20 protein-coding genes are annotated in these 21018 nt (G+C 45.9%); 13 read left to right on the top strand and 7 right to left on the bottom strand.

Translation table 11 applies throughout. The annotated features are described in order from the left end of the window. The coding region (locus LAY57_RS19105) for a hypothetical protein (RefSeq protein WP_249068405.1) at positions 1 to 246 on the bottom strand (246 nt) is incomplete at its 3' end. A gap of 442 nt (positions 247 to 688) precedes the next feature. Between LAY57_RS19105 and LAY57_RS19100 the strand changes: the two genes are divergently transcribed. Together LAY57_RS19100 and LAY57_RS19095 are read left to right on the top strand one after the other, a co-directional pair. Beyond that, positions 689 to 1480: a YdcF family protein gene (locus LAY57_RS19100; RefSeq protein WP_249068404.1), complete on the top strand. Its 792-nt coding sequence runs from the start codon at positions 689 to 691 to the stop codon at positions 1478 to 1480. Positions 1481 to 1620: 140 nt separating this feature from the next. Beyond that, positions 1621 to 1845 carry a hypothetical protein gene (locus LAY57_RS19095; protein ID WP_249068403.1) on the top strand — a complete coding sequence of 75 codons (225 nt, stop codon included), beginning with the start codon at positions 1621 to 1623 and terminating at the stop codon, positions 1843 to 1845. Here LAY57_RS19095 and LAY57_RS19090 read toward each other — a convergent pair. Continuing rightward, positions 1842 to 2066 carry a ferredoxin-thioredoxin reductase variable chain gene (locus tag LAY57_RS19090; RefSeq protein ID WP_249068402.1) on the bottom strand — a complete coding sequence of 75 codons (225 nt, stop codon included), beginning with the start codon at positions 2064 to 2066 and terminating at the stop codon, positions 1842 to 1844. The two genes, LAY57_RS19095 and LAY57_RS19090, sit on opposite strands and share 4 nt — an antisense overlap. Before the next feature lie 18 nt (positions 2067 to 2084). On the opposite strand from LAY57_RS19090, the gene LAY57_RS19085 reads away from it, so the two are divergent. Continuing rightward, complete coding sequence (locus tag LAY57_RS19085) at positions 2085 to 2297, top strand: hypothetical protein (RefSeq protein WP_249068401.1); 213 nt, start codon at positions 2085 to 2087, stop codon at positions 2295 to 2297. A 38-nt stretch (positions 2298 to 2335) separates the two neighbouring features. Here LAY57_RS19085 and LAY57_RS19080 read toward each other — a convergent pair whose 3' ends face one another. Continuing rightward, complete coding sequence (locus LAY57_RS19080; RefSeq protein ID WP_249068400.1) at positions 2336 to 4183, bottom strand: protein phosphatase 2C domain-containing protein; 1848 nt, start codon at positions 4181 to 4183, stop codon at positions 2336 to 2338. A 187-nt stretch (positions 4184 to 4370) separates the two neighbouring features. On the opposite strand from LAY57_RS19080, the gene LAY57_RS19075 reads away from it, so the two are divergent. Continuing rightward, entirely contained in the window at positions 4371 to 4871 is a 501-nt protein-coding gene (locus tag LAY57_RS19075; protein ID WP_249068399.1) for an NfeD family protein, read from the top strand. A 42-nt stretch (positions 4872 to 4913) separates the two neighbouring features. After that, positions 4914 to 5879, top strand: a complete 966-nt coding sequence (locus LAY57_RS19070) for an SPFH domain-containing protein (RefSeq protein WP_249068398.1) — start codon at positions 4914 to 4916, stop codon at positions 5877 to 5879. A 151-nt stretch (positions 5880 to 6030) separates the two neighbouring features. Here LAY57_RS19070 and LAY57_RS19065 read toward each other — a convergent pair whose 3' ends face one another. Then, positions 6031 to 6426: a Fur family transcriptional regulator gene (locus LAY57_RS19065; protein WP_249068397.1), complete on the bottom strand. Its 396-nt coding sequence runs from the start codon at positions 6424 to 6426 to the stop codon at positions 6031 to 6033. Between the two features lie 127 nt (positions 6427 to 6553). Here LAY57_RS19065 and purS point away from each other — a divergent pair, with 127 nt between their 5' ends. Together purS and purQ are read left to right on the top strand one after the other, a co-directional pair. Next, on the top strand, positions 6554 to 6838 hold the full coding sequence (gene purS / locus LAY57_RS19060; protein WP_249068396.1) for a phosphoribosylformylglycinamidine synthase subunit PurS: 285 nt from the start codon (positions 6554 to 6556) through the stop codon (positions 6836 to 6838). Continuing rightward, positions 6835 to 7512, top strand: a complete 678-nt coding sequence (gene purQ, locus LAY57_RS19055) for a phosphoribosylformylglycinamidine synthase subunit PurQ (RefSeq protein WP_249068395.1) — start codon at positions 6835 to 6837, stop codon at positions 7510 to 7512. Before purS ends, purQ begins: the two co-directional genes overlap by 4 nt. Before the next feature lie 152 nt (positions 7513 to 7664). Here purQ and LAY57_RS19050 read toward each other — a convergent pair whose 3' ends face one another. Beyond that, on the bottom strand, positions 7665 to 8492 hold the full coding sequence (locus LAY57_RS19050; protein WP_249068394.1) for an Rpn family recombination-promoting nuclease/putative transposase: 828 nt from the start codon (positions 8490 to 8492) through the stop codon (positions 7665 to 7667). A 252-nt stretch (positions 8493 to 8744) separates the two neighbouring features. On the opposite strand from LAY57_RS19050, the gene LAY57_RS19045 reads away from it, so the two are divergent. From LAY57_RS19045 to LAY57_RS19035, 3 genes are all read left to right on the top strand, one after another. Continuing rightward, positions 8745 to 11051, top strand: a complete 2307-nt coding sequence (locus LAY57_RS19045) for a tetratricopeptide repeat protein (protein ID WP_249068393.1) — start codon at positions 8745 to 8747, stop codon at positions 11049 to 11051. Continuing rightward, complete coding sequence (locus LAY57_RS19040; protein WP_249068392.1) at positions 11048 to 11773, top strand: T9SS type B sorting domain-containing protein; 726 nt, start codon at positions 11048 to 11050, stop codon at positions 11771 to 11773. Before LAY57_RS19045 ends, LAY57_RS19040 begins: the two co-directional genes overlap by 4 nt. 658 nt (positions 11774 to 12431) lie before the next feature. Beyond that, on the top strand, positions 12432 to 13520 hold the full coding sequence (locus LAY57_RS19035) for a hypothetical protein (protein WP_249068391.1): 1089 nt from the start codon (positions 12432 to 12434) through the stop codon (positions 13518 to 13520). Positions 13521 to 13649: 129 nt separating this feature from the next. On the opposite strand, the gene LAY57_RS19030 is transcribed toward LAY57_RS19035, so the two are convergent. Beyond that, a complete protein-coding gene (locus tag LAY57_RS19030; protein WP_249068390.1) occupies positions 13650 to 14222 on the bottom strand; it encodes a DUF4126 domain-containing protein in 573 nt (190 codons plus the stop codon). Positions 14223 to 14839: 617 nt separating this feature from the next. On the opposite strand from LAY57_RS19030, the gene LAY57_RS19025 reads away from it, so the two are divergent. Together LAY57_RS19025 and fghA are read left to right on the top strand one after the other, a co-directional pair. Further along, positions 14840 to 15949 carry an S-(hydroxymethyl)glutathione dehydrogenase/class III alcohol dehydrogenase gene (locus LAY57_RS19025; protein WP_249068389.1) on the top strand — a complete coding sequence of 370 codons (1110 nt, stop codon included), beginning with the start codon at positions 14840 to 14842 and terminating at the stop codon, positions 15947 to 15949. A gap of 161 nt (positions 15950 to 16110) precedes the next feature. Continuing rightward, on the top strand, positions 16111 to 16962 hold the full coding sequence (fghA, locus tag LAY57_RS19020; protein ID WP_249068388.1) for an S-formylglutathione hydrolase: 852 nt from the start codon (positions 16111 to 16113) through the stop codon (positions 16960 to 16962). A 180-nt stretch (positions 16963 to 17142) separates the two neighbouring features. Here fghA and LAY57_RS19015 read toward each other — a convergent pair whose 3' ends face one another. Then, positions 17143 to 20784: a CHAT domain-containing protein gene (locus tag LAY57_RS19015; RefSeq protein WP_249068387.1), complete on the bottom strand. Its 3642-nt coding sequence runs from the start codon at positions 20782 to 20784 to the stop codon at positions 17143 to 17145. A gap of 47 nt (positions 20785 to 20831) precedes the next feature. On the opposite strand from LAY57_RS19015, the gene LAY57_RS19010 reads away from it, so the two are divergent. Beyond that, positions 20832 to 21018, top strand: a 187-nt coding sequence (locus LAY57_RS19010) for a hypothetical protein (protein WP_249068386.1), incomplete at its 3' end; no start/stop codon positions are given.

Below are 21018 nucleotides of genomic sequence, written 5' to 3'. Positions count from 1 at the left end.
AACTGACAACTGACAACTGACAACTGACAACTGACAACTGACAACTGACAACTGACAACTGACAACTGACAACTGACTAATGCCAAAATTTGACTCTATATCTGAGGGCGTTTCAGCTGGGCTTTGGGTGGGTTTGTTTTTTCTACTGGGCTTTTTGTTGCTTCGACAGTCAGTCGCTTTGAGCTTATTTTTGGCAATGCTGGGCACATTATCTACTAGCTGGATAGTCGCTGGGTGGAAAAGCACAGAATTACCCAATCTTCCGCAAGAAACGACTTCTGAACTGAACAGAGAAGGTCGCCTTATCCAGACTAAAGAAGATTTCAAGCAGCGACAAAAGAAACAACGACACCCACATCGTTATAGCTGGTTTTTCTGGAAAAACCCCCGCAAAAAGTGATGATTATACTATCGTGTCCGGTTGCATCGTTAGCATAAGTAGTGATATCGTCAAATTGTCTGTTGTCATCTGGGTTAAATTTTTACCGCAGATGAAGGCAGATACACGCAGATTAACGCAGATAAGAATGATCGCCAGAATTTTTTAGGTAACCGATGCGTAAGATATGATATAAGGTACAAAGAAATCTGGTTTCTGAGGTTACTTCACGCAACTGCAAGCCTCTGGAGATTTCAAATTAAAATTTAACTTCAATTTGAAATCTAAAATCCAAAATCCAAAATACAGATGTTTTTATTTTTATCTAAACTACTGCCTGTTTTCCTTTACCCTTTGGGGCTAGCCTGCATACTGATGATTGTGGCTTTGGTGACGCTGTGGAAACGGCCCAGATGGTCGGCGATCGCAATTTTCTTGGCTTTGCTAGTCTTGCTTTTGGCAAGTAATGGGTGGGTGTCTAACGCTGTAGTGCGATCGCTAGAATGGCAAAATATCCCAGCCGCAGAACTCCCACAAGCACCAGCTATCGTCGTGTTGGGAGGTGGAGTGCTACCGAAGAATCCGCCGCGACCTTGGGTAGAAGTAGCCCAAGAAGGCGATCGCGTCCTCTACGGTGCCAAGTTATACCGAGAAGGCAAAGCTCCCACCATCATTCTCAGCGGCGGTCGGATCGATTGGAAAAACGGTGGGCCATCAGAATCTCAAGATATGGCAGAAATTGTCGAAGCAATGGGCGTTCCCAAGTCAGCTATTTTGCAAGACCCCACTTCCCTCAACACTTACGAAAATGCCGTCAATGTCAAGAAAATCCTAGACACTAAGAATATAGAACGTCGTGTCCTGCTGGTAACCTCTGCACTGCATATGCCGAGATCGATCGCAATCTTCAAGCGTCAGGGAATTGAAGCAATCCCCGCACCCACTGACTTTCTAGTTACAGAAGGAAATCTCAAAGAGCAAGACACTTGGCAAGGAAAACTGCTGAATCTCCTGCCCGACACCGGCAGACTGGGGGACACAACCCGCGCTCTAAAAGAATACATTGGTATAGGAATCTATCGCCTCCGGGGTTGGCTCTAAGCAATTTTAGATTTTGGATTTTGGGCTACCCCTGGGAAACGATCCCATGCCCCATGCTCCTTTTGACTTTTGACTTTTGACTTTTAACTTTTCTAGCCCCTAGCCCCTAGCCCCTAGCCCCTAGCCCCTAACCTAGTCTAATGTCAGACGAATTAAGACAAATTATCCCAAAGTCGCCAGCAGCTGATGAAACTTTTGCTGCCTACCAAGCAACCAGCGAGTTTTATCAAGAAATTAGCTATCGTCAAGAATTTGAGCGTTATTGCCGGTGGTATTACATGACAGCGGAACGCCACCGGCAAGACCTGAAGAAGATGAAGACCGAGGTCAACATTTTTAGTTGGTTTCGCTGGGGAAGTCGCTAGGATAAGACTTCTAGCTCATTTTCGCGGAAGTGTCCTCGAAATTTTTTGTCAAATTTGACTTGTACAGGAAGGTTAGCGCTCACAGGTCTACCTTTCCACTCATGAATAATGGCCACGACATCTCCTTCCAAATCTTTAGCATCAAAGGGTTGGCCGCGATGTTCGGGATGATGGTAAACAATAACAGACTCTTTGATGCGGACGCGATCGCCAACTTTCATAAATTTTAGAATTTCCTTTTGGGGCACCTTCAGGACTGCTCCAGACAACCTTTTTATCTTTGCATAGAACGGCATCAAAACTTATACCGTTTTGGCATGAACTTGGATGGAGTGGTCAGTCGTCAGTGGTCAGTTGTCAGTGGTCAGTTGTCAGTGGTCAGTTGTCAGTGGTCATTCTCTCTCCCACTTTTCCGCTCTCCTACTCCTCCCCTAGCCCTTTTTGACTTTTGACTTTTGACTTTTGACTTTTGAGGCCCCTAGGCCCAAAGCTAGTTAGGAGATTCTTGCGGTGTCGGTGTTGGCGACTGAGAACTTTGAGAATAGAACGTCCGCCAAAGCCCATACCCAGCAAAAACGAGGATCAGCAGCAATGCCAGCACCCCCAGCACTGTTGTGCTGCGATCGCTTTGCTGAGTGCCAACGCCAGCTGCTTGCCGATCTGGCGCGGTTGATTCATCATAAAGCAACGCTCTGGAAGCATCTGTAAGTTCCGATTCCATAGGAGCGGTAGGCACTTCTGTATCTGGTTCTACACTCTTGGGATCGAACAGCACTGGGGGTTCTGGAGAGAGGAGACAGCAGCTGAGTACGATCGACGTATTATCGTGACCATTCTTTTCGTTAGCCAGGTCGATCCAAGAGTTAACAGCTGCTTCAACGGAAAGCTTACCTTTAAGAACCGGCTTGGCGTAATCCTTCCAGGACTTCTCCACCCAACCGCGATCGGAAAGCCCGTCCGAACATAACAGCAGCAGACCATCTTCTTCCACAATAAAGCGCTGAATCGTCGGACGGAGGAGTTCGGCATCTCGCGTCCCCAGCGCCTGAGTCAACGCACCGCCATCCGATCGGCGTAGCGCCTCCCGGTGCAAGCTGCGTCCCATCCGAACTTCGCGGGTTGCCACATCATCATCCACAGTCAGTTGCTGGCAGTAATCAGCGGTTATCCAGTAGATGCGGCTATCTCCAACGCTAGCAATATAGAGTTCGTGGGCATTCCCCAACACTTCCCCATTTGCTGTCTGGATCTTTTGGGGCAACTGGAGGCCCATAACCAGAGTTGTACCCATTCGCTGGCGGAATTCCCTGCCTTGGGCGTCATTCTGGTTGGAAATCATGTTATTGACCACCCGGATAATTGCCGTCAGTTGGTCTATAACTAACTTCGGCGGTACGATTTGCGTTTGTGCGGTCACTTCCATTCGCAACGCCCGCAGCTGGAGTTTGAGGGTTTGCAGTGCGATTTCGCTGGCTACCTCACCTCCTTCATGACCGCCAATCCCATCGCAAACTATGGTTAAGTAGGGGAAAAGCTCGTCGTTAGGCGGCTCATCGCGATTGTAGATATCCAGATTTGTGGGATAGCAGGTATCTTCGTTGCTTTGGCGCATCGGTCCGGGATCGCTTGCCCCTGACACTTGCAACCGTAAGGGAAGTTGAGCGGCTTGCTCTAACAATAGCTGGTTGAGCTGAGTGGCTACAGCCTCCAACTCCACCTCGCCACTACGCATTTGCTGACCAATCTCTCGCAGTCGCTGGGCTACAGGGTCTTTTGCTGTCCCTGTCCAATCCATCCAGCACTCGCCCAGATCCTTTAAAGACACATTTTCTTGTAACTCTGCTGCATCGGCATACAATTCCAACAGCCATACCCGCCAACCTTGAACTCGGACATTTTCTGGCACCAGCAGCGTCGAAGCTACCCCCAGTTCCGCTAAAGGTGTCCACAATTCGAGCATTTGCCACAGCCAATATACCTGTCGTACTGGCCTCGCCTGATGCCAAGCCTCTACAATGGAGGGGTAAAGGTTTCCCTCTTCGTCGATCGGCACGTTTTCTAGAAGCATTACCTCAGCGGTTTCTAGTTCCTCGTCCAGCACAGCCAAACCGTAGACTTCGGGTATATGGAGACGCAAAGGGAATAGGCGTAGGTAAGGAATCGCCTGGTCAGGTAATTCCTGGGGAACATGAGGTGGCAGTTCTGGTTGTGTATCCAGCCAAATTTGGGGTGCAACAACCTGATATCTGCCTTCTACTAGCTCTCCTGCTGGGATCTGCGCTGATGCTGGGTCAGCAGCCCAAAGGTAGCGATTAATTGGCGGTTCGGAACTGCTCATAATCGGCAAAATTTATAAAAAAAATCTTAAATCGGAGTGGGAATGGAAAAAATTGCACTCACAGTCAGGGAAATTTAGGTATTAACTGTTGTAGTGAACGCAATGTAGAACACCCTCTCCATCGTACCTGGCTAGGGTGAGGTAGTTCATCCTATCTTGTGTCAATCTAGTGACCGGAACATCAATTATGTTATTAAGTCTTACGATCATCTGGTTTTTGGCGGGGGCGGCAGGTAAAGTTTCTACCGCACCAACCCTCTTGGGAATTAGCCCCATCATGTTCTGGTTGGTGCTAGGGGCGGTGCTTTGCTCGGTGGAGCTATTTTTGCCAACTGCTTTTACGGCATTCACGATGGGACTGAGCGCTCTGATGGTAGGTTTGCTTTCTACTGTAGTGCGAAGTCCTCAATTGCAGGTGCTGATTTGGCTCTTACTTTCTACGACTTTGATTTTCCTATCCCGTCGCTTGCTACCCAAGCGTAAGGTATTCTCTATTCAGGATGCCACCGAGGGGGAGACAATGACTGAGATTCCGCCAGGAGAGACGGGGCGGGTACTGTACGAAGGCAATTCTTGGCGGGCCCGTTGTAGCGATGAAAAAATCAGCTTGTCTCCCAACCAGAAAGTTTACGTTGTGGGACGACAAGGTATCACGCTGATTGTGATGCCAGAAAACCTTTCAGATTAGTTAAATTCAACCCCCAATAAGATAAAAATCGCGAGTTTCAATATGGAACAATTATTTCTGTTAATTTTTTTAGCGCTTGGTGGTTCTACCATTGCCGGATCGGTCAAAATCATTAACCAAGGCAATGAAGCTTTGGTGGAAAGTTTGGGCAAGTATAACGGTAGGAAACTGGAACCCGGTCTGAATTTCGTGACTCCGTTTATCGATCGCATCGCCTATCAAGAAACTATTCGCGAAAAAGTTTTAGACATTCCCCCTCAACCCAGTATCACCCGCGACAACGTATCTATCACGGTTGATGCGGTAGTTTACTGGCGCATCATGGATATGGCGAAAGCTTATTACAAAGTCCAAAATCTCCAGTCGGCGATGGTAAACTTGGTGCTGACTCAGATTCGCTCTGAAATCGGCAAACTGGAGTTAGATGAAACTTTTACCGCCCGTTCTCAAATCAGCGAACTCTTGTTACATGATTTGGATATCGCTACCGATCCTTGGGGTGTGAAGGTAACGCGGGTGGAACTGCGGGATATTATTCCCGCTAAGGCGGTACAGGATGCGATGGAATTGCAAATGTCCGCCGAACGTAAAAAGCGGGCGGCTATTCTGACTTCTGAAGGGGAACGGGAATCTGCTGTTAACTCTGCCAAAGGTAAGGCAGAAGCGCAAGTGCTGGAAGCAGAATCTCGTCAGAAGGCGGCAATTTTGGAGGCGGAAGGTCAACAAAAGACGATCGTTCTGAAAGCGCAAGCGGAACGCCAGCAGCAAGTTCTGAAGGCGCAAGCTACCGCTGAGGCGATCCAAATTGTTGCCAAAACTCTCGCCACAGATCCCCACGCTCACGAAGCGCTACAGTTTTTACTAGCGCAGAATTATCTGGAAATGGGTCAAAAGATTGGCAGCAGCGACAGCAGCAAGGTGATGTTCATGGACCCGCGCAGTATCCCAGCAACTTTGGAGGGAATGCGATCGATCGTGGGAGAGGTTGGTAATAAAGAGTACAAGTAGGGAAAGTTAAAAGCCAAAAGTCAAAAATTCTTTCTTTTGACTTTTGACTTTTGACTTTTTTCGGCTCTTTCGGAGTTGTGATGCTTTTGTTCATAAAAGAACATTTTTATTGATTTTCTCCTCTGCCCCTCTGCCCCTCTGCTCCTCTGCCCTAATCTTGATGAACCGCCTGACATTGGTTGCAGAGGCCAAAAAATTCCAGTGTGTGATAGAAAATTGTGAACTGGTGCGATCGATGCAGCTGGCTTTCTAGTTCGTGGACGGGACATTCATTGAGGGAAATCGATTTACCGCACTCTAGACAAGTCATGTGATGTTTGTCTTCATGTACTGAGCTATAAAGAGACTCGCCATTGGGTAACATTCTTACCTGTACCGCGCCTTCTCGTTTTAAGGCTTCTAAAGCACGATAGACTGTCGCTAAACCCAGACCTTGGTTTTGGCTACGCAGTTCAACATAGATTTCCTGAGCTGAAATCCCTTGGTTCAGGTTCTTGAGCAAGTTCAAAATGCGTCTTTGACTGCGAGTGTGTTGTTGTGCTTTCATCCTGAAATTTGGTTACGATTAGAACCCGTGCCTTTCTCTAAGCTAACTCAGTTGGTCACACAACCATAGCCCGGTACGACATTAAAATAAGGAAGCTGCAACCTCTAAAGTATCGTTTATTGGGAAAATGGTTGTGTTGAAATATCAGGCTCGAATCTATGTTACTCTGCGGCCTTCAGTTTTAGACCCGGCTGGTACGGCTGTGCAGTCTGGACTGAAGCACATGGGTTATGAAAATGTGGAACAAGTGAGAATAGGGAAGTATGTCGAACTAACGCTGACTGCTGAGTCTCTTGATGCGGCGACAAAGCAACTGGATGTGATTTGCGACCAGTTGTTGGCGAATGTGGTGATTGAAAATTATCGCTTTGAGTTGGCTGAGGTGTCTGCACCGGCGGAGGCGAAGGTATGAAGTTTGGGGTGCTGGTTTTTCCGGGTTCAAATTGCGATCGCGATGTCGCTTATGTGACCCGCGATATCTTGAAACAGCCAACGCGCATGGTTTGGCATGAGGAAACGGATATTTCGGATCTTGATGTGGTGGTAATTCCGGGTGGTTTCAGCTACGGGGATTATTTGCGCTGCGGTGCGATCGCACGTTTCTCTCCTGTGATGCAGGCTACAGTGGAACACGCAAACAAGGGGAAGTTGGTTTTGGGGATTTGCAATGGTTTCCAGGTGCTGACGGAGGCGGGTTTGTTACCTGGGGCGTTGGTGCGGAATCGGGATTTGCATTTTGTTTGCGATCGCATTCCCCTGCGCGTAGAACGGACTAACTTACCTTGGACGCAATTATATCAAAAAGGGGAAGTGATTACTTTGCCGATCGCCCACGGCGAGGGTAATTACTACGCCGATGCCGATACTTTGGCAGAGTTGGAAGATAGCGATCAAGTCCTGTTCCGCTACGAAGGTGAAAATCCTAACGGTTCATTAAATAATATTGCAGCTATTTGCAATATTAAAGGAAATGTGCTAGGGATGATGCCGCACCCTGAGAGGGCGTCGGATGCGATGTTGGGTGGTACGGATGGGTTAAAGTTGTTTGAAGGATTGTTGAAAGTAGCGGTAGCAGCGATGGTTTAAGAGAAACCCGGTTTCTTAAAGAAACCGGGTTTCTGAATTTTGATATAGCAACCGCCAAGGCGGTTAAGACATTCTGAATTCCTGAAACGTTGGCGGATTCTAAACCCTTCTTCCCCTAGCCCCTAGCCCCTAGTCCCTAGTCCCTAGCTATATTAGTTACCCGGCTTCAAACTTTGCACTTCTTCCAAGCTAAGTCCAGTTGTTTGACTAATAGTTTCTTCGTTTAATCCTATATCAAAAAGTCGCTTGGCGATTTCAGCAGCATTTTGTTTCACGGCCTTTTTTACTGCATTACGCTGATCTTGAATAAAGATTTCCCGCTTTTGTAAATCTTCCAATTCTTCACGATTCAAGTTAGCTTGATTGGCAATTTCAAAAGCCTTATAAATTTCCGGCACTTCCCCCATCGTTTCCGGTACTGTTTGCAAACTTCTAGCACTTTTGAGAAAATAGATCCACTTATCAGTAAGTGTCTCTAAATCATCTAGTTCTTTGTTAAATTTGGGTAATTCCACAAAGACTAATTCAATATCATAAATCAGATAATCAACCAAGTAATCTTGTTCTTTCAGGACAAAGCGCGAAATTACTTTATCCAAATTGGGAAACATTTCAAAATCTGTTATTGTTAAGGCAATCACTGGATTCAACAGGGTATAATCTTCCCCTGAATCCAATTGAATCGAATATGCTTTCGCAGCATTATATAAAATTCGCTTCTCAAAACCTTCAATATTCAAAACTTGCATCTCGATAATCACAGTTTTGTTGCCAGTTATTTTGGCTTTGACATCCAGGTAGGTATCTTTGATTCCTCTTATCTTAGGTGCTAAATAAGGATTGAGGATTTCTAAATCTTCGATAGTGGGATTGCCATCATAAAGAATGGCGTTTAAGAAACTGATCAGGATATCTTTGCTTTGTTCGGAACCAAAGATTTTCTTGAAGGCAAAATCTGTTTTCGGGTTGATGAAAATCATTGTGAAACCTCAATTGCTTAACTTTAGTAGAGGCGTTAGTTTAGGAGAAGCCCGGTTTGTTTAAGAAACCGGGTTTCTGATATCTGAAATTCTGACATAATTGGATCGATTGGCAAGTAGATATTGCTACAAATGCCAAATTTGCAGATAAATACTCAACCATCGCCGCCCAGCCGACTTATTGCTGAGGTAGTTTTTTTTGGTAAACTAAGAGTAATTGCTTCTACCTAAAGTCTGAAATGGCAGGTAATCGTGCGGAAACGTTGGTTATTTCCTCTCCTGTTGAGTTTATCTCTGGTAACGATACCTCTGTTGGCTGTTGGACAGACGATTGATGAGTTGTTTCAGCAAGGTAAGGTTGCCATAGAGTCTAAGAACTATTCTCAGGCTGAAAGTATTTATCGCCAAGCTATTCAACTTTACCCAAATAATGCAGGTGCTTACAACAATCTGGGCCTTGCGCTGTATGACCAGAAGAAACTCGATGAAGCGATCGCATCCTATCGCCGCGCCATCCAAATCGACCCCAACTTAGCTCCTGCTTACAACAATCTGGGCCTTGCGCTGAGTGACCAGAAGAAACTCGAAGAAGCAGTAGAGAACTATCGCCGCGCCATCCAAATCGACCCCAATTATGCTCTTGCTTACTACAATCTGGGCAATGCGCTGAGTGACCAAAAGAAACTGGATGAAGCAGTAGAGAACTATCGCCGCGCCATCCAAATCGACCCTAACTTAGCTGGTGCATATAACAATCTCGGCTTTGATCTGAGAAACCAGAAAAAACTCGATGAAGCAGTAACTGTTTTGCGCCGCGCTATCCAACTTGACCCTAACTTAGCTGCTGCTTACATCAATCTGGGCCTTGCACTGTATGACCAGAAGAAACTCGATGAAGCGATCAACAACTATCGCCACGCTATCCAACTTGACCCTAATTTAGCTATTGCATACAACAATCTGGGCCTTGCGCTGAGAGACCAGAAGAAACTGGAAGAAGCAGTAGCCAACTATCGCCGCGCTATCCAACTTGACCCTAATTTAGCTATTGCATACAACAATCTGGGCATTGCGCTGAGAGACCAGAAGAAACTGGAAGAAGCAGTAGCCAACTATCGCCGCGCTATCCAACTAAACCCTAACTTAGCTATTGCATACAACAATCTGGGCCTTGCGCTGAGAGACCAGAAGAAACTGGAAGAAGCGATCAACAACTATCGCCGCGCCATCCAACTCGACCCCAACTATGCTATTGCTTACAACAATCTGGGGAATGCGCTGAGTGACCAAAAGAAACTCGATGAAGCAGTAGAGAACTATCGCCGCGCCATCCAACTCGACCCCAACTCTGCTCTTGCTTACAACAATCAGGGCCTTGCGCTGTACTACCAGAAGAAACTGGAAGAAGCGATCGCATCCTATCGCCGCGCCATCCAACTCGACCCCAACTATGCTAATGCTTACAACAATCTGGGCATTGCGCTGAGTGACCAGAAGAAACTCGAAGAAGCGATCGCCAACTATTACCGTGCTATTCAAATTGACCCCAATTATGCTGGTACTTACAACAATCTAGGTCTTACACTTAGTAACCAGGGGAAACTAGATGAAGCAATCGCTATCTATCGCCAAGTACTGAAATTACCAGAAGATACAACTGGATCTCCAGCCAGCACTCATACGTTGGCGTACAATAATTTAGGATTTGTATTTCAGCAACAAGGCAAATTACAAGAAGCAATCGAAGAATTTAAACAATCAATTGCCTTAGACCCCAACTTCGTATATGCCCAAAACAATCTCAAAGAAGCAGAACGACTCCTAGCATTACGGCGAAATCCCCCGCCACCAAATATAGACGACAGACAATGGTTGCCCAGTCGGAGAGATGAACGCTTAGTAGATGTCTTGCGTTCCGTCGCCCGAATTATCGCCCAAACTCCCAGAGGCAATAATATTGGTGCTGGCTGGGTGGTGAAACGGGAAGGCAAAACAGTTTGGATAGTCACCAATCGCCATGTCATCAGCGACGACCAAGGTACGCGCAGTCCCAGTGAAAAAATCGAAGTAGAATTTTACAGCGAACCGCCTTCGGGTCAATTCCCTCCCCGCTACACAGCCCGCATCTTGCAAATCACCAATCCCGATGACGCCTTAGATTTAGCCGTCTTGGAAGTTACGGGCATTCCCGATGATATCAAGCCCTTGCCCATCTCTTCTAGCAGGGTCGGTCGCACTACCCCCGTGCGCGTCATCGGACATCCCAGCAACGGCGGTGCTTGGAGTGCCGTATCTGGAGAAATTAGCAACGTTAGCCGCAGTGACCCAAGAATACAAATAGACGCTAACCTAGCTGAAGGCAATTCGGGTGGCCCCGTCATCGATAGGCAAAACCAAGTTGTGGTTGCCATGATGGTGCAAATAGCCGATGGTAATCAACCACCGAAAGATGCTGCTGACACCAATCGCACCCAAGCCCCAACCACAGGCGGTTTTGGTTTCGCTTATCGTATCGATGTTGTGATAGAAAAATTGCGTAATTGGGGAATCTTGAAATGAAAAGTAAAAACCCGATGAACTACAAATTCCTACTAACAAGTCTATTAATCTTAAATTTCCACAGCCTTCCCGCCCAAGCTTGTCCCAACGGCAACCCCCAAACCCTTGCCTATATGCGCCGCGACAACAACCGCTGCGAAGGCATTGCTGGCATCAACGTTGGCGGTTCTTTTAGTCTAATTTCCTTCGTCACCCGCAACATTCCCACATTCGGCGACAACCTCAGTTTGCAAATTCCCCGCATTGGCAACACTTCCCCAGATATCAGCGTGCGTTCTTTGGGCAAAAACTATCAATTAGATGACTTTCCCCTTGTACCAAATCAAACTAACTTTACCTTCAACTGGTCTACCCGGATTTTAAAAGCAGCCAATATTCCAACTAACAGCTTACGCGCCTTAGCTTCTGTCAATTTAGGTTCTCAGGTTGTCTACGTACCAGTAATTTTAGGGCAACCTTCCGGTCAATATGAAATCGTGCTTTATTCATCCAAACTCGTCAAAATTCCCACTTTTGAAATTAGCCGCAACAGTCAAGTAGTCTATCGCAACTCTCGCAATTCTCCCCAGCGCGGCGAAGTCGTCTTTAACTGGGATGGACGCAATGCGCCTGCGGGTCGCTATCAGTTGCGCGTTGTTGCCGAATTAGAGCAATATGGTAGACCGCCAGAACAAGTAAATCGGCAAATTACTTTTGAGCATAATCCCAATTGGCTGAGATAATGAGATTTGTAGGGCAAGGCGTTCGGGATATTTTGGGCTAGGGGAATAAGGTTAATCACCTGTGCTACCACTCTTGCACCTATCCCCCTCACCCGCATGGGGTTCAAACCCCTTGCTAATAGCGAAAGTCCTCTGAAGAGGACTGTTAGAAATAGCAACTTTCTTCAGCCCTCACCCGCATGGGGTTCAAACCCCATGCTAATAGCGAAAGTCCTCTGAAGAGGACTGTTAGAAAGAAATAGCAACTTTCTTCAGCCCTCACCCGCATGGGGTTCAAACCCCTTGCTAATAGCGAAAGTCCTCTGAAGAGGACTGTTAGAAATAGCAACTTTCTTCAGTCGGTTTTAACCGACTTTCGCTATTAGCCAGGGAATTGATTCCCTGGCGGGTGCGGACGACACATCCACTGATTTGTCAACTCGTTAATTTTCAGGCCGGTAATAAAATTCTCTGGTCTATATTTCCTAAACTAATTAAAGCTATGACACATTGGCATAAAAACGGAAAAAAAATTCTCAACCTCCTAGTCCAGCCCTTAACATGGATACTGTACGGCATTTGTTTGTGTATCTGGTTTGCAATTATCTCATTTTTATGGCTAGGCTATAAACTCATAGATTCGTTTAAATTGATATTCGCAAATACCAAAACATTTGTCATGCTGCTAATTTTGTTTTTTACTGCATTCACCCTAGCAGCAATCTTACCCACCACCCACAATTTTGAGGGACAGCTAATCGTGCAAGAAATGAGCTTTATCTATGCAGGCGATAACTCAAATAAGCTGTTTCTCAATTCAATTCGCCACCTCAACCAAATCTCGGCTAGCGGCATTCAAACCATGACCTTAACCGGAAAATTTGAAAGTAAATCTTATCCGCAACTAAATAAATTAAACACGCTGACAATTGAATTACCCAAGGAAACGAGCAAATGGAGCCTTTCCCCAGTAAATCCTCAAGAAAGCAGCCAAATTGATCTCTTGGAACTGCGGCTGCAACCAGACACAACTGTTAAACGACTGAGTTATAACTCTTATACCAACGTAAATCAACTTTCCCTATCACTGCAACCATCTGTAAACCAAGCAGAAAAAACTCCTGCCAATTTATTACAGCTTGCACTCGGCGATAAACCTCTGAAACTTCAGCTAGAAGATTACCGCTTACCTAAACTGAAAACCAGTCTTAATAATCCTAATCCTTTTGAATTGGAAGTTATTTTTAAACCTGATATTCAACAACTAAGGTTGCTACTGTCACAAACCACAGATTTATTTATAGACTTACCCGACCCCAAAAAAACTGAACCAAGCCAATGGTTGCGGGGTAACTTAGAAGTAAAAGATGTGCAATTTTACCAAATTGAGCAAACTGGTATTGATGTGAAAGATGAATTATCTAATTCTACTATACTGGAAGGCAAACTTCGCATGGCAGGTCAGGAACGCAATATCGAACAAAATCAGTTTTTGATAACTGAAGAACCAGGCGTTAAACTGCTGCGAAATATACAACTTCACCCCCAATCTCCCCAAGGCTTAGAAGTACGCATTTCCGGGCAAACAAACCGCCTGCAAATAGGGTTAGATTCTCGCTTTCCAGTTGCGACTATCCAAGCTAGTTGGTTAGATGGTATTTTACCGCGAGATGCTATAATTGCTTTGATATCTTTTAGCGCCGCTCCCTTTAGTTATCTGTTGTATTGGTTAGTGGAGCAGTCGGTTAAATCGAATCAAAAATCATGACTCCCTCTACGATGAAAATCGTCGTGCAAACTGCTACAATACCGCTAGCAACCAGCACTGATAAAGGTTTTCGCTTTTTTTATGAACAAAAGCATGACAACTCCGAAATAGCCTAATTTTCTCAATTTTTCAGAATTGCTCTTGCTGTTTAGTCGCCCGACGCTGCCATATTTTTGCGATCCCAAACGCCACCAAGATAGCCAATAAAAGAGTAGTCAATGTCGGCAATACTATCCCCAATACCGACAAAACAAACGAACTTCCCAATTCAATCGTGGAAAATATGGGGTTAGCAATTCCTCCAGTTGTTCCCGTTGAAACAAAGCGGGTGAGACTCGTTAATGATTTAAAAATTCCAGCAGAACCACCGCCTGCTATTACCGCTACAGTCCACTGAAGCAGGGGATCTGGATGAGAAAACATGGAAGCGGTGATGATGGTGCCAGTTACTACTGCGATCGGTGTAGCCAGCAAATCCAATATATGATCTAGCCAGGGGATGTAGTATCCCATAACTTCGATCGCAGTTGCGATCGCAAACGCCGTCAGGGCCTCATAAGTGCCAATCCACTCAAAACCGGGCGCTAGGGTCAAATATCCCGAAAGCGCCGCCATACTCATCACCAAAGGCGGCACAAATACCCGAAATCCGCTTGCGGCGCTCAAACTAACGCCTATGCAAATTCCTAACAGTATATCCATATCACTTTCTTACCTTAAAATATTAACTTTCCAACAAAGCTCACCCTTACTTATACCCACATTACTAACTTGCCTAATCTAGGGCAGACTAACATCCAACCACCGAGGTAGTTAAGCAATCGAGGTTCTTCCGTACTTACTGTGCTAAATTTGTTGGCAGCCTGACTAAGCAACGATTTGGTTGAGAAAGTAATTTTTAGCTAAAAGCCTTGCCCAGTAAGGTTTGCAAGCTAAAGTTTTTACTTTTACCATCCTAAGTCTGAATTACCTATAGCAATCCTAAATGAGTCGTGAACACATATTTATAGCAGTTCCCGCTGTAATAGAGTACATTTTAATAAGGGCGTAGGGGCGAAGCATTCCGGCAAATAACTTATTGGTTATATGCAGAGGTTAATTACCGGAATGCTTCGCCCTTACTTCCTGTACCTATAACAGCGGGAACCCCTGTAATAGTGAATGTTGGGTGACGACGCGGGAAAAGACCTATCTGTGAGCATTATAAGTTAATTACCGCGTCTAACCCAACCTACCATTTGTTTACATCTCATTTAGGATTGCTATATATTATTCGATTATAAAATCATCTTACAACCCAAACTTTTAGGAGTATTGCTGTGGACGTAAAAGCTGCTGTTGCTTTTGAGGCTGGTAAACCGTTAAGCATCGAAACTGTACAATTAGAAGGGCCAAAAGAGGGAGAAGTCCTCGTCGAAATCAAAGCCACCGGAGTCTGCCATACCGATGCTTACACTCTCTCTGGGGCCGATCCTGAAGGCTTATTTCCCGCCATTTTAGGTCATGAAGGTGCAGGGGTTGTCGTTGAAGTGGGGTCTGGTGTGACAAGCGTTAAACCGGGCGATCGCATTATTCCCCTTTACATCCCAGAATGCCGCAATTGTAAATACTGTCTTAGCAGAAAAACTAATCTTTGTCAAGCAATTCGCACAACTCAAGGGCGTGGCGTGATGCCAGATGGTACGAGTCGCTTCTCGATCGATGGGCAACCACTCCATCACTATATGGGTACATCTACCTTTGCCAACTATACCGTGTTGCCAGAAATTGCGGTAGCCAAAATTCGCGAAGATGCCCCTTTTGATAAAGTTTGTTTAATAGGTTGTGGCGTTACAACAGGCATCGGTGCAGTTATTAATACTGCCAAAGTTGAGCCTGGAGCAAATGTTGTTGTTTTTGGTTTGGGTGGTGTGGGTTTAAATGTCATTCAAGGCGCACGGATGGTGGGGGCGAACATGATTGTCGGCGTCGATCTCAATCCTGCCAAGCGAATTTTAGCCGAGAAATTTGGCATGACTCACTTTGTCAATCCTCAAGAAATTGATGGCGATTTGGTATCTTATCTGGTAGAGTTAACGGGCGGTGGTGCAGATTACAGCTTTGAATGTATTGGCAATATTAATGTGATGCGACAAGCCTTGGAGTGCTGTCACAAAGGTTGGGGTGTAAGTGTCATTATTGGTGTGGCTGGTGCGGGACAAGAAATTAGTACTCGTCCATTTCAATTAGTAACCGGACGAGTTTGGAAAGGTACTGCTTTTGGAGGTGCAAGAGGTCGCACTGATGTGCCTCAAATTGTGGACTGGTACATGAATGGTTTGATTAATATTGATAACCAAGTAACTCACGTTATGCCGATCGCGCAGATTAATGAGGCTTTTGAGTTGATGCAACAAGGGAAGTCAATTCGCACTGTTTTGACGTTTTAGCTATTGTTTCTAAAACAGGTCTTACACAAAATCACGAAAAATCAAGCATTGTCGGGCGGGTTTTGTACTAGGGATATCTGTGAAATGCTTAATTTATCGGCTAAACCCGCCCCTACGCCAAAAATGGGTGCGGAAGTCCTGTAAAATCTAAAATAAAATTTATGTCTGTATCTCTCCACCTTGTCAGTGAATCGGCTTGCTTTGGCGGTATAATTGGCTTTTACAGTCATCACTCCCAAGCTTGCAATAGCGAAATGAAATTCGCTGTATACCAACCACCGCAAGCTAGATTACGATCGGTCCCTGTTCTCTACTTTCTCTCTGGTTTAACCTGCACTGAAGAAAACTTTATGGCGAAGGCGGGGGCGCAGCGATTTGCGGCTGAATACGGGTTGATGCTGGTAGCGCCAGATACTAGCCCTCGCCATACGGGAATTGCGGGTGAGGATGATGATTGGGATTTGGGTACGGGTGCGGGTTTTTACGTTGATGCCACGATCGGGCCTTGGAAGTCGCACTATCGGATGTACAGTTATGTGGTGGATGAACTACCAGCTGCGATCGCACAAAATTTCCCAGCTATACCGGAACGACAAGGCATTTTCGGTCATTCGATGGGGGGTCACGGGGCGCTGATTTGCGCTTTGAAAAATCGCGATCGCTACCTGTCCGTTTCCGCCTTCGCCCCCATCAGCGCACCAATGCGCTGTCCTTGGGGACAAAAAGCCTTCACTCACTACCTGGGAACTGACAGGGAAACTTGGCGTGCCTACGATGCCAGCGAATTGGTACTGACGGCTAAGTGCGATCGTCCCATTCTCATCGATCAAGGCACTGCCGATGTGTTTCTCGCCAAGCAACAATTGCTACCAGAAGTGTTTGCACAAGCTTGTGCCAAAGCTGGAGTGCCGCTGATCTTACGGATGCAAGAAGGTTACGATCACAGTTATTACTTTATCGCGACTTTTATGGAAGATCACGTCCGCCACCACGCTGCTGTTTTGTGCCAGTAATCCTAGTTGGAAATTCTCTTTATATCATGTCCTTACGCATCGTTAGTGTAAGAGTGATATCGTCAAATTGTTTGTTGCCATCGGTGGTTAAATTTTTACCACAGATGAAGACAGATGAACACAGATGAACACAGATAAGAGTGGGAATTTTTTAGACAAGCGATGCCACCGTACATGATTTTAATCAGGGGAACCAATGAGGGTAAATGCTGCCCAATTCTTCGGATCGGGGTGGTTTTTGATTGTTGCCAGCATCGCTTGTCGCAAAGCTTGGACTTTATCGGGATTCTTTTGCAGCTGGCGATAAAATTCGGTCATTAATTCTGCGGTGGGGGCATCTGGCACAGACCACAGGGAGACGATGACAGTGGGAACGCCTGCGGCAATTAAGGCGCGTGATAGGCCGATAACGCCATCGCCGGTAATTTTGCCTCGGCCAGTGTCACAGGCACTCAGGACAACTAATTCGGCGTTTAGCTTCAATTTTAGTATTTCGGTGGAGGTGAGCAGACCGTCATCTTTACCGGATGGTGCTAGCGCGATCGCACCGGGCATACCCAATTGTCTAAAATCATCGAGCAATCCGTGTGTAGCCAGATGAATAATTCTGGCGTTGGACATCTTTTGGACTATAGATACTTTGGTGGCCCGATCGCCAGTGATGGCTTGGGTATTTAACAGAGTAGCAATAGTTGTAGCTTCTCGCTCTGCACCCGGTAAACTCGGCAACTGCTGCGGTGGTTCTCCAGGATTGCCAGGAATTTTTGGCATGGTAGGATTGCCAACCACAAGTACATCATTTTCTGAGACTTGTTGCCGTTGCTTATGAGTTAAATCTAGTACTTGAATTGCTGGAGCGATCGAAATAGTATGTTTTTCGATCAAGTATTTACCAGAAGCATCTTGCAAAGCGGCAAAGGGAACGAGAAATAGAGATTCTTGTGGTACGAAAATGACGCGATCTTCTGGATTTTCTGGTAGCAGGTCAGCAATTGGCTGGATTAATAGTTGATGAAGTTGTTTAAGTTGTTGCGCTTGGTTAGTAGGTTTATCTGCTACTGTTGCCGATATAAATAAGCCGCGACCCCGCACACCGATCGATTCGCGGCTAGTCGAAACTAAGTCTGCTAAAGAAATATTTTGTTGCTGCCACAAAGGTTTTAGGTCGATGCGACGAAAGGCGACTTCACCTGTTGGTTTGATTACCCAGATAAAGAGTTCGGATTCCTTGGCTTGTCGCTTTCCTTGAACGTCAAAAACACTATAAGTAATCGAATATTCAACAAGTGTTGCATTTTGAGCTTTAGCAATTTGTTTGATTTTCTCAATGTTTGGTGGTTCGATGGTTGTGCGATCGCCTGAAGTATATCCTAGCCTTATGGCTAATAAATCAGCGTAGGCGCGGGCTCGTCCCTGTTCGGACACTTCCAGCGCTGCATCGATTTTACTCTGGTCGCTCAGTACTTCTTGAAGATTGCGATATGTGGTAGATTGGATTTCAAAAATTGATACTTTGTTAGCATCAGAATCATTACTAATTCCTAATTCAGACCGCAGAGATTCCCAAACTTCCACGCCAGCAAATAGGTTTTTTTCCGATTCGATCAGTTGGCGCAAGTGAAACAAAGCATCTCCCAAATTAGTCAGAGCAATTCCTTCTCCTAAACGGGCGCGGAGTTCCTGAACTAGAGCCAAACTTTGTTTATGGTATTCAAGCGCTTTGTCATATTCACCCGCAGAAGAGTAGGTAGTGCCTATATTCAACAGTGCTTGTGCTTCCTGTAGGCGATCGCCTATTTCTCTGGCGATAACCAAACTCTGCTGGTGGTATTCGATCGCACGTGGAAAGTTACCCAAAGCAGTGTAGACATTGCCCAAATTTCCCAGCGCCTGTGCCTCTCCGTAGCGGTCTTTATTTTGTCGCACCAGGGCTAAACTCTGCTCCTGATATTCGATCGCTTTGTTATAGTCCCCTTGGGCAAGGTAAGCATTACCCAGATTTCTCTTTGTTGGCCCCTCCCACTCACGGGCGGGTATTGCTTCCGTAATTGCTAAACTTTCGTTATAATATTTAATCGCTTCAGTATAATTTCCAATTGCTCCATAAGCCGCTCCTAAACCTCCTAAAGCTAGGGCTTCTCCCAGGCGATTTTCCATTTTACGCGCTAATTCTAAATGTTCTTTATGGTATTTAATGGAGTTAGCGTAATCTCCTATGACAAAGTAAGTTACCGCCAAATTATTCACCGCGTACTGTTCCCACTGTCGATTATTGTGTTGTTTAGCGATCGCTAAATTTTGCTCGTAACACAGAATTAGTTTTTCATAGGTTACCTGAGTACGATTACCCGGATTCGCCCCTTTGAGAGAATCCACTTGTTGTTCGCACTCTTGCATTTTTTGTGCGATTTTGGGATCGGTTTGATTATTTCTTCCTGGCGATATTGATGGTCGATTTTGTTGAATTCTTGAATTAGAAGCAGTACTGTTTTGATTAGTTTGTCCTGCTGATTCTGTGGGCTGATTTTGTTGACCTCCGGCAGAATTTGTACTGCTTTGATTTGATGGTGTTGGCGATGTTGTGGTTTGAGAAGTGCCTGTTGAAGTAGCGGTATTTTGATTTGATGGTGTTGGCGATGTTGTGGTTTGAGAAGTGCCTGTTGAAGTAGCGGTATTTTGATTTGATGGTGTTGGCGATGTTGTGGTTTGAGAAGTGCCTGTTGAAGTAGCGGTATTTTGATTTGATGGTGTTGGCGATGTTGTGGTTTGAGCAGTACCTATTGAAGTAGCGGTATTTGGATTTGATGGTGTTGGCGATGTTGTGGTTTGAGAAGTGCCTGTTGAAGTAGCGGTATTTTGATTTGATGGTGTTGGCGATGTTGTGGTTTGAGAAGTGCCTGTTGAAGTAGCAGTATTTTGATTTGATGGTGTTGGCGATGCTGAAGGCTGACTTGCTTGCTCTGTTGAAGTAGTAATGGAATTGTTAGGATTATTTTGCTCTCCTAATGTCGAGGGCTGAGTACCTTGAGCTATTGAGGAATCATTTGAGCCACCATCTGATGGCGTGTTAAGCTCGTTGGTCGGCTCAGGCACATTTGGCGTAATGGAAATGCTGGGACTTGTGGGAGGGGGAGTGTCGGGATTATTCGAGCCACCATCTGTAGGCTTCTCAAGCGTTGGGGTTGCCTCAAATGTGTTTGAAGGCTGATTGGTTGAATGCGATACTTCACCATCATCGCCGGATGCGATCGATAGTCCGCTATTATCCGTTCCATTTGTTGATGAACCATTCGAGCCAACATCTGTAGGCCGATCGAGCGTTGGGGTTACCTCAGATGTGTTTGAAGGCTGATTGGTTGAAGGCAATACGTTACCATCATCGCCGGATGAGATCGATTGTCCGCCATTATCCGTTCCATTTGTTGATGAACCATTCGAGCCACCATCTGTAGGCTTCCCAAGCGTGGGATTTGCCTCAAATGTGTTTGAAGGCTGATTGGTTGAAGGCAATACATTACCATTATCGCCGGATGAGATCGATAGTCCGCTATTACCCGCGCCATCACCTGCTGGTTTTGGCGACTGACCTCCTGGATTTGTGATTCCAAGGTTAGTTGATGAGGAATCATCATCGTATGCGATCAATTGTCCAGAATTACCTGATTGTGCTGAAGAAATTGTCAGGCATTTTGTCCCCAGCTTTGCTCCCACCACGTTAGGGATACCGGGAGTGGAACAGGCAGTATCGGGATCGGCAGGGGAAGCAATTAAATATAGTGATTCTGGCAAAGCTCCTCTGACGATCGCAAATTGTGTTACCAAAGGCGACTGCGGTAAAGGCTCCTTCACGAGTCTAAGGGGAAAACTGGTTGTGGGTAGCGATCGCACAACTGGTAATCGCGATACTGGATTTCTCTGTGGCGACAGAAGCAGTGAAAGCGGCAGCGCTGGTTCCGGTTGAGGTGGCTCAGGTTGAGGTGGCTCAGGTTGAGGTGGCTCAGGTTGAGGTGGCTCAGGTTGAGGTGGCTCAGGTTGAGGTGGCTCAGGTTGAGGTGG

The sequence above is a fragment of the Argonema antarcticum A004/B2 genome, assembly GCF_023333585.1.
GTDB lineage: Bacteria > Cyanobacteriota > Cyanobacteriia > Cyanobacteriales > Aerosakkonemataceae > Argonema > Argonema antarcticum.
This window is presented reverse-complemented; position numbering and strand designations above follow the sequence as displayed.

Bases quoted from the DNA above. Each gene is read 5' to 3' on its own strand.
- LAY57_RS19100 (WP_249068404.1), top strand. From the start codon at position 689: ATGTTTTTATTTTTATCTAAACTACTGCCTGTTTTCCTTTACCCTTTG.
- LAY57_RS19095 (WP_249068403.1), top strand. From the start codon at position 1,621: ATGTCAGACGAATTAAGACAAATTATCCCAAAGTCGCCAGCAGCTGAT.
- LAY57_RS19090 (WP_249068402.1), bottom strand. From the start codon at position 2,066: ATGAAAGTTGGCGATCGCGTCCGCATCAAAGAGTCTGTTATTGTTTAC.
- LAY57_RS19080 (WP_249068400.1), bottom strand. From the start codon at position 4,183: ATGAGCAGTTCCGAACCGCCAATTAATCGCTACCTTTGGGCTGCTGAC.
- LAY57_RS19075 (WP_249068399.1), top strand. From the start codon at position 4,371: ATGTTATTAAGTCTTACGATCATCTGGTTTTTGGCGGGGGCGGCAGGT.
- LAY57_RS19070 (WP_249068398.1), top strand. From the start codon at position 4,914: ATGGAACAATTATTTCTGTTAATTTTTTTAGCGCTTGGTGGTTCTACC.
- LAY57_RS19065 (WP_249068397.1), bottom strand. From the start codon at position 6,426: ATGAAAGCACAACAACACACTCGCAGTCAAAGACGCATTTTGAACTTG.
- purS (WP_249068396.1), top strand. From the start codon at position 6,554: ATGGTTGTGTTGAAATATCAGGCTCGAATCTATGTTACTCTGCGGCCT.
- purQ (WP_249068395.1), top strand. From the start codon at position 6,835: ATGAAGTTTGGGGTGCTGGTTTTTCCGGGTTCAAATTGCGATCGCGAT.
- LAY57_RS19050 (WP_249068394.1), bottom strand. From the start codon at position 8,492: ATGATTTTCATCAACCCGAAAACAGATTTTGCCTTCAAGAAAATCTTT.
- LAY57_RS19040 (WP_249068392.1), top strand. From the start codon at position 11,048: ATGAAAAGTAAAAACCCGATGAACTACAAATTCCTACTAACAAGTCTA.
- LAY57_RS19035 (WP_249068391.1), top strand. From the start codon at position 12,432: ATGCTGCTAATTTTGTTTTTTACTGCATTCACCCTAGCAGCAATCTTA.
- LAY57_RS19030 (WP_249068390.1), bottom strand. From the start codon at position 14,222: ATGGATATACTGTTAGGAATTTGCATAGGCGTTAGTTTGAGCGCCGCA.
- fghA (WP_249068388.1), top strand. From the start codon at position 16,111: ATGTCTGTATCTCTCCACCTTGTCAGTGAATCGGCTTGCTTTGGCGGT.